The organism is Cupriavidus sp. HPC(L) (genome assembly GCF_000307735.3).
Lineage (GTDB): Bacteria > Pseudomonadota > Gammaproteobacteria > Burkholderiales > Burkholderiaceae > Cupriavidus.
This window is the reverse complement of the sequence record NZ_AMPR02000148.1, coordinates 1-7,500: the sequence shown is the minus strand read 5'-3', so window position 1 is coordinate 7,500 and position 7,500 is coordinate 1. Positions and strand designations below refer to the sequence as shown.

At 68.1% G+C, this 7,500-nt stretch carries 8 protein-coding genes; 3 read left to right on the top strand and 5 right to left on the bottom strand.

All coding sequences use genetic code 11. From position 1 onward, the window contains the following. On the bottom strand, positions 1 to 593 hold a 593-nt coding region (gene tsaB, locus B551_RS10600), incomplete at its 3' end, for a tRNA (adenosine(37)-N6)-threonylcarbamoyltransferase complex dimerization subunit type 1 TsaB (RefSeq protein ID WP_023264051.1). A 118-nt stretch (positions 594 to 711) separates the two neighbouring features. On the opposite strand from tsaB, the gene B551_RS10595 reads away from it, so the two are divergent. After that, complete coding sequence (locus B551_RS10595) at positions 712 to 981, top strand: acyl-CoA-binding protein (protein ID WP_006576550.1); 270 nt, start codon at positions 712 to 714, stop codon at positions 979 to 981. Between the two features lie 115 nt (positions 982 to 1,096). Here the strand turns inward: B551_RS10595 and B551_RS10590 are convergent, their stop codons facing one another. The 4 genes from B551_RS10590 to B551_RS10575 form a co-directional block, all read right to left on the bottom strand. Beyond that, on the bottom strand, positions 1,097 to 2,590 hold the full coding sequence (locus B551_RS10590; RefSeq protein WP_023264050.1) for a DHA2 family efflux MFS transporter permease subunit: 1,494 nt from the start codon (positions 2,588 to 2,590) through the stop codon (positions 1,097 to 1,099). Then, on the bottom strand, positions 2,587 to 3,057 hold the full coding sequence (locus B551_RS10585; RefSeq protein WP_006576552.1) for an SRPBCC family protein: 471 nt from the start codon (positions 3,055 to 3,057) through the stop codon (positions 2,587 to 2,589). Before B551_RS10585 ends, B551_RS10590 begins: the two co-directional genes overlap by 4 nt. A gap of 179 nt (positions 3,058 to 3,236) precedes the next feature. Continuing rightward, positions 3,237 to 4,823, bottom strand: coding sequence for a malate synthase A (aceB, locus tag B551_RS10580; protein WP_006576553.1), 1,587 nt, complete (start codon positions 4,821 to 4,823; stop codon positions 3,237 to 3,239). Positions 4,824 to 4,869: 46 nt separating this feature from the next. Then, positions 4,870 to 5,580 carry a haloacid dehalogenase type II gene (locus B551_RS10575; protein WP_006576554.1) on the bottom strand — a complete coding sequence of 237 codons (711 nt, stop codon included), beginning with the start codon at positions 5,578 to 5,580 and terminating at the stop codon, positions 4,870 to 4,872. 249 nt (positions 5,581 to 5,829) lie between these two features. Between B551_RS10575 and B551_RS10570 the strand changes: the two genes are divergently transcribed. After that, positions 5,830 to 6,780 (top strand): LysR family transcriptional regulator, encoded by a 951-nt coding sequence (locus B551_RS10570; RefSeq protein ID WP_006576555.1) that lies wholly within the window; start codon positions 5,830 to 5,832, stop codon positions 6,778 to 6,780. A gap of 143 nt (positions 6,781 to 6,923) precedes the next feature. After that, positions 6,924 to 7,358 carry a universal stress protein gene (locus B551_RS10565; protein WP_006576556.1) on the top strand — a complete coding sequence of 145 codons (435 nt, stop codon included), beginning with the start codon at positions 6,924 to 6,926 and terminating at the stop codon, positions 7,356 to 7,358. The last annotated feature ends 142 nt before the right edge of the window (positions 7,359 to 7,500 follow it).

The following is a 7,500-nucleotide window of genomic DNA, read 5'->3' as shown; positions in this document are numbered from 1 at the left end:
GCGGCCTGCGCGGCGGCGTGCAATCGTTCGCCATAGACCGTGGCGCCGTTGCCCGCCAGCCAGAACGTTGCGGCCGGCGCCTGCACCGCCTCGGGCGCGATCACGCGCATCGGACCGGCTTCCTGCCATTCGCCGCGGGCCGCGTCCCAGTCGAACAGCCCGGTGTAGACCTCGTCCATGCGCGCGTCGAGCGCGACCAGCACCGGCATGCCGGCAGGCAGCGCCACGGCCGCGGTGTCGCCCTCCAGCGCGGCCCCGGGGACTCCGCGCACGCGTTCGGCGCAGGCCATCAGCGTATTGATGGGAACGGCCGGCAGATCGGCGCCGAAGGCCAAGCCTTGGGCGATGCCGCAGGCGGTGCGCAGGCCGGTGAACGATCCCGGGCCGGCGCCGAAGGCGATCGCGGCGCAATCGGCCAGCCGGATGCCGGCCTCGGCCAGCAGTTCGCCCGCGGCGGGCAGGACCCGGCCCGACGAGCGCGGACCGGTCTGTTCGTGGCGGGCCAGGCAACGCAGCCCATCGGACGGCGAGGCGTGGCCGAGCGCGACCGAACACCACTCGGTGGAGGTTTCAACGGCAAGAATCCATGACATGCCGCGATTGTATCCGCTGGCCGCCGAACCGAAGCCGCCCTCGGTTTTTTCCGGGCGGGTTTGGCGGCCTGCGGGGCTATCATCGCGGGTCCATCCCCCTCACCGTCCCGGAGTCCCCATGAGCGACCTGCAACAGCGCTTCGAGCAAGCGCAGAACGACGTCAAGCAACTGTCCGAACGCCCCAGCAACATGACGCTGTTGCGGCTGTACGCGCTGTTCAAGCAAGGCAGCGAGGGCGATGTCCATGGCGACAAGCCGGGCATGACGGACTTCGTCGGCCGCTACAAGTTCGAGGCGTGGGAAACGCTGAAGGGCACCAGCCAGGAAGAGGCGATGCAGAAGTACATCGAGCTGGTCGAGGAGCTGAAGTCGGGCGCGGCGAGCTGAGCCTGACCGCGTAGCGCTCTCGCTGTCGTCCCCGCGCAGGCGGGGACCCAGCGGCTCCCACGCGAGACGGCAAGACGCTGGGCCCCCGCTTTCGCGGGGGCGACAGCAAAAGGCGCTATTGCCCCACCCGTTCCGGCTGCTGCCGCGGCCGGATCCGCCAGGCGGCCAGGATCGCGGTCGCGATCACCAGCCCCACCGCCAGGAAGGTCTCGTCGAACGCGCGGATGCGCGCCGCGGCATCGGCCCCGGCCTGATTGCCGGCCAGCAGCGCGCCGTGCGACTCGAGCCGCCATTGCAGGCCGACCCCGGCCAGGCTGACGCCGATGGCACCGCCCAGCTGCCGCACGAAGTTGATCACGCTCGAGCCCTGCGCGATCAGCGAGAAATCGACGCCCCGCATCGCCCCCAGCGACAGCGAAGGCAGGATGCAACCGAGCCCGATGCGGCCGAGCACCGCCAGCGCGATCAGCACCACGTAGGGCGTCGTCAGCGAGCCCAGCGCCATCAGCAGGAAGGACGCCGCCAGCAGCGCGAGCCCTACCGACACCTGGATATGCGGCGGCACGCGGCTGGTCAGGCGGCCCGCCAGCGCGATGGTCACGGCCAGCGCGATGCCGGCCGGCAGCAGCACGAAGCCCGCCTGCGACGGCGAGTACTGCAGCGCCATCTGCATGTAGACCGGCAGCAGATAGGTCGAGCCGAACAGCCCGGCGCCATAGATGAAGGCCACCACCGCGCCGGCCGAGAACTGCCGATAGCTGTACAGCCGCATGTTCATCAGCGGATCGGAAGCACGCAGCTGCCACAGCACGAACAGCACCAGCAGCAGCACGCCGAGCCCCGACAGCAGCAGGCCGGTAACGGTGTCCTCGCGCAGCTCGACCAGGCCGTTCAGCAGCATCACCGTGGCGACCCCCGCCAGCGCCAGCCCCTGCCAGTCGAGCGGCTTGCGCTCGCCCATCATCGCCGAATCGATCGCCATGAAGCGGCGCGCCATCAGCCCGGCGACGATCGTCAGCGGCACCACCACGAAGAAGATCGAGCGCCAGCCGAACGATTCGACCAGGAAGCCGCCCAGGCTCGGCCCCAGCGCCGGCGCCAGCACCACGCCGAAGCCGAACATGCCCATCGCCCGGCCCTGCTCGCGTTCCTCGAACACGCGCAGGATCAGGATATTGGGCAGCGGCTGCATGATGCCCGCGGCGATGCCTTCGGCCACGCGCATCGCGATCATCACGCCATAGCTGGGCGAGAAGCCGCCGACCAGCCCGCCGACGCCAAGCAGCACCGCCGCGCCGAGAAAGGTGCGGCGCAGCCCGTAGCGGTTCAGCAGCCAGGGGGTCAGCAGCATCGCCAGCGTCATCGCGATCATGAAGCTGGCCGCGACCCATTGCGCGCGCTCCTGCCCCAGCCCGAAATGCCGGCTCAGGTCCGGCACCGCGACATTGACGATGGTCGACGACACGATCGACGACATCGTGCCGATCATCAGCGTGACCAGCACCAGCCAGCGCAGCTTGTCGCCATAGCGCTCGCGCAGGTACGCGCGCGTCGGCGCGCGGCGCGCGCGATCGCCGCCGCCACGCGGCGGCAGGGAATCCTCGCTCACCCGAGCCTGCCGGTGCTGGCCAGTTCGCGGATCTTGCGGACCGTATCGAGATCGGCCTCGTGATAGGCCGACTTGACGATCTCGGCGTAGCGGTCGTCGCCGCTGGCGTCGACCGCCGGCATCGTGGTCTCGTAGGTGAAGCGCAGCAGCAGCGCGCCCGGTCCGGGTGTCTCGATCGTCATCGTCAGCGTGCCGCCGGCGTGGTCGGCGGTGGCGGCGGTCTCGTAGCGGACCGAGCGGCGCGCCTCGAACACGACCCGGTCGCGCACCTCGGCCTTGCCGAAATGCAGCACGCGTTCGATCCAGTCGTCGCCGCGGCCCGTGATGTCGGCACGGTCCAGGCCCAGCACGAACAGCTCCGGCGACTGGCCGCGCAGTACCAGCCCCTGCCAGACCTGGTCCGCCGTCAGCGGGTCCAGCGCCGGCATGTTGGGGTCATTGATCTCTACCAGATGCTCGAAGCGCAACTTGATTCTCCCTCTTGCTCAAGCCGCCATTATGAAGGCCTCGCGCCGGCGCCGCATTCCGCAAAGCAAAAAGCCCGCGGATGCGGGCTTGTGAGTCGGTTCGTCGTCCCCGCGCAAGCGGGGACCCAGTGTCCTTATCAGTCGCTGGACCCCCGCTTTCGCGGGGGCGACGATCGGGCTCAGATCTCCTCGTACAGCGGCAGCGTCAGGAATTCGGCGAACGATTCCGACGTCGACATCTGTTCGAAGATCTCGGCGGCGCGGTCGTAGGTCTTCGTGTCGCCACCGACCACTTCCTTGACCTTGGCCAGCTCTTCCGGGATCAGCGCGCGCACCATCTCGGCGGTCACCTTGCGGCCGTCTTCCAGCACGCCCTTCGGCGAGCGGATCCACTGCCAGACCTGCGAGCGCGAGATCTCGGCGGTGGCGGCGTCTTCCATCAGGTTGTGGATCGGCACGCAGCCGTTGCCGGCCAGCCAGGCGCCCAGGTAATGGATGCCCACGTTGATGTTCATGCGCAGGCCGCCTTCGGTGATCGGCGTCTCCGGCTGGAAGTTCAGCAGGTCGGCGCCGGTCACGTTGACGTCCGGGCGCTGCTTCTCGAACTGGTTCGGCTTGTCGCCCAGCACCGCGACGAATTCCTTCATCGCCGGCTCGACCAGGCCCGGGTGGGCCACCCAGCCGCCGTCATAGCCGTCGGTCGCGTCGCGGCGCTTGTCGCCGATGATGCCCTGCATCGCGATCTCGTTCTTCTCCGGATCGTTCTTGATCGGGATCAGCGCGCTCATGCCGCCGATCGCGGGCGCGCCGCGCTTGTGGCAGGTCTTGAGCAGCAGCAGCGCGTAGGCGCGCATGAACGGCGCGGTCATCGTGACCTTGGCGCGGTCGGCCAGGCAGAAGTTCTTGTCCGTCTTGAACTTCTTGATGCACGAGAAGATGTAGTCCCAGCGGCCGGCGTTCAGGCCGGCGCTGTGCTCGCGCAGTTCGTACAGGATTTCTTCCATCTCGAAGGCGGCCAGGATCGTCTCGATCAGCACGGTCGCCTTGATGGTGCCCTGCGGCAGGCCGATCTCGTTCTGCGCCATCACGAAGATGTCGTTCCACAGGCGTGCTTCCAGATGGCTTTCCATCTTCGGCAGATAGAAGAACGGACCGGCGCCCCGCGCGATCTGCTCCTTGGCGTTATGGAACAGGAACAGCGCGAAGTCCCAGATGCCGCCCGACACGCGCTGGCCGTCGATGGTCACGTGCTTCTCGTCCAGATGCCAGCCGCGCGGACGCACCTGCAGCGTGGCGATCTTGTCGTTCAGCTTGTAGACCTTGCCCTTGGCCTCGAGGGTCAGCGTGCGGCGCACGGCGGCCTTCAGGTTCACCTGGCCCTGCAGCTGGTTGTGCCAGTTCGGCGTGTTCGAATCCTCGAAGTCGGTCATGTAGCTGTCCGCGCCCGAGTTGAACGCGTTGATGACCATCTTCGCTTCGACCGGGCCGGTGATTTCGACGCGGCGGCATTCCAGCGCCTTCGGGATCGGCGCGATCTTCCAGTCGCCTTCGCGGATCGACCTGGTCTCCGGCAGGAAGTCGGGGCGCTCGCCCGCGTCCAGGCGCTTGGCGCGTTCGACGCGCGCGGCCAGCAGCTGCTGGCGGCGCGGCTCGAAGGCGCGGTGCAGCTTGTCCACCAGGGCCAGCGCTTCCGGCGTGAGGATATCTTCGTAGGCCGGCAGGATTTCGCCGGTAATCTTCATGCCCGCAGGCAACGTGATGGCCATCAATGTTCTCCTGTGATCGATGGGGGTTGTGCCATGCCTGCCCTCGTCATCCATGCGCGACGGCAATGCCGCGTGCGCGCACGAAATCGAGCAGGTCGTTCATGTCGTGCCCGGTTCCGGTGGGCTCGGCGTCGAGCCGCTCCGCCGGGTGGCCGGCACGATTGATCCAGAACGTGGTGTAGCCGAACCAGGTCGCGCCGCACGCGTCCCAGCCGTTGGACGAGACGAACAGCATCTCGTGCGCCGGCACGCCGAAGGCCGCGGGACCGAGCGCATAGGCGGCCGGTGCGGTCTTGTACTGGCGCACCGCGTCGACCGACAGCACATGGTCGAACAGGCCCTGCATGCCGGCGCTCTTGACCGAGATGTCGAGCATTTCCGGATTGCCGTTGGACAGGATGCCCAGCGGCAGGCCGGCCGCGCGCAGGCGGCGCAGCGCGCCGAGGTTTTCCGGAAAGGCCGACAGGCAGGCGTATTCCTTCAGCAACTGCGCCTCGGCCGCGGCATCGAGCCGCAGATCGAGCCGCTGCGCCGCATAGCGCAGCGCATCGACGGTGATCGCCCAGAACGGCTTGTACCAGGCACCGTCGGGCGCGGCCATCGTGCGGATCCGCGTGTAGTCGATCTGGCGGTCGCGCCACAGCAGCGCCAGCGCCTCACCCTTGCCGGGAAACAGCTGCTCCGCGCGCGCCGTGACGGAGTACACGTCGAACAGCGTGCCATAGGCATCGAAGACGACGGCGCGGATCGGGTTCATAGCAGCAAGGACCAGGGGTTGGCGGCCGCGGCGCGGGGCCGGCGTACCACGAATTCCGAGCATTGTAGGCAGGCGCTGCAGCGCGGCATAGCCGACCCGGGTCACTTGATCTTTTACTTTTGCCCTACTAATCTTGGCGAACCGCCGGAAGATCCGAAACCAATATCGGCTCCGGCCCTGCCATTCGCTGGCCGGCACGTATCGCCAAGATCGCTTTGTGTCGCGCCGGCCGCAAAACGTCGGGGACACGTGGATCATTTCAAGCAACTGGCGACCTTCGTCTCGGTCGCCTCGCGCGGCAGCCTGTCGGCGGCCGCTACCGCCGAGGGCGTCGCGCCGGCCATCATCGGCCGCCGCATCGACGCGCTGGAGGAACGGCTCGGCGTCAAGCTGCTGGTGCGCACCACTCGCAAGATCACGCTGACCTTCGAGGGCTCCGCCTTCCTGGAAGACTGCCAGCGCATCCTCAACGATCTGCAGAACGCCGAGGCCAGCGTCTCGGCGGGCGGCGTCAAGGCCAGCGGCCATCTGCGCGTGACCGCGCCCGCGGGCTTCGGCCGCAAGCATGTGGCGCCGGTGGTGCCGCTGTTCATCGAGTCGCATCCGGACGTGACCATCACGCTGGACCTGTCGGACCGCGTGGTCGACCTGGTCAACGAGGGCTTCGATTGCGCGATCCGCCTCGGCGATCTGCCCGATTCGAGCCTGGTGTCGATCCGCCTCGCGGAAAACCGGCGCGTGGTGGTGGCCGCCCCGTCGTATCTGGCGCGGCGCGGTACGCCCCAGCTGCCGGAAGAGCTCAGCGCGCATAACTGCCTGGCCTTCGGCGCCAGCGCCAACGTGCAGCGCGGCTGGGTGTTCCAGCAGGACGGCCGCCCGGTCACGGTCAAGGTCGGCGGCAATATGGAATGCACCGACGGCGCGGTGCTGCACGCCTGGTGCCTGCAGGGACATGGGCTGGCGTGGCGCTCGTGGTGGGAGGTCGGCCACGAGATCGCGACCGGACGGCTGGTCACGGTGCTCGACGAGTTCCAGGCGCCGCCGATCGGCATCCACGCGGTGTTTCCGCAGCGCAAGCATCTGCCGCTGCGAGTGCGGCTGTTTATCGATCATCTGAAGAACACCTACGGCAACCCGGCCTACTGGCGCCGCGGCGAGCAGGTGGTGCTGCCCGCGAGCGACGAGCCGGTCGGTGCCTGAGCCGGCACGACGACCGGGCAAGGGTTCGCCCGCGATGCATTAGCCGCCACACTGGCTACAATGAAGTCACCGCGGGTCGGTTCCTTCGCCCCGCTTCCGGTGCCCTCGGGCATGCCTTTGGACTCATCGCAAGGAGATCGGCCATGTTCAAGCACATCCTGCTCCCGACTGACGGTTCGGAGCTGTCCAAGAAAGCGATCGATGGCGGCATCGAGCTGGCCAAGGCCATCGGCGCCCGGGTCACTGCCTATGTCTGTCTCGAGGAATATCCGTACACGCCGTTCAGCGAAATCGTGGTCGAGGCCCCGCAGGCCTTCAAGGACCGCATCGAGGCGCAGGCGCGCATCTACCTGAAGGAGGTCGAGACCGCCGCCACCGCGGCCGGTGTGCCTTGCGACACCGATATGTCGACCTTCGCGGTGCCCTATCTGGGCATCATCGACGCGGCCGAACGGCATGGCTGCGACGTGATCTTCATGGCCTCGCACGGCCGCCGCGGCCTGTCCGGCCTGCTGCTCGGCAGCGAGACGCAGAAGGTGCTGACGCATACCGATATTCCGGTGATCGTCTACCGGTGAGGTAGCGCCCGCTGTATGTGTTCTCCCTCTCCCCCTCATGGGGGAGAGGGTTGGGGAGAGGGGGTGGTTGCAAACCACACAGGCATGCGCACCGCCGGCTGCCCCCCCCCCCCACCCCCCCCCCCCCAACGGGGGGGGGGGA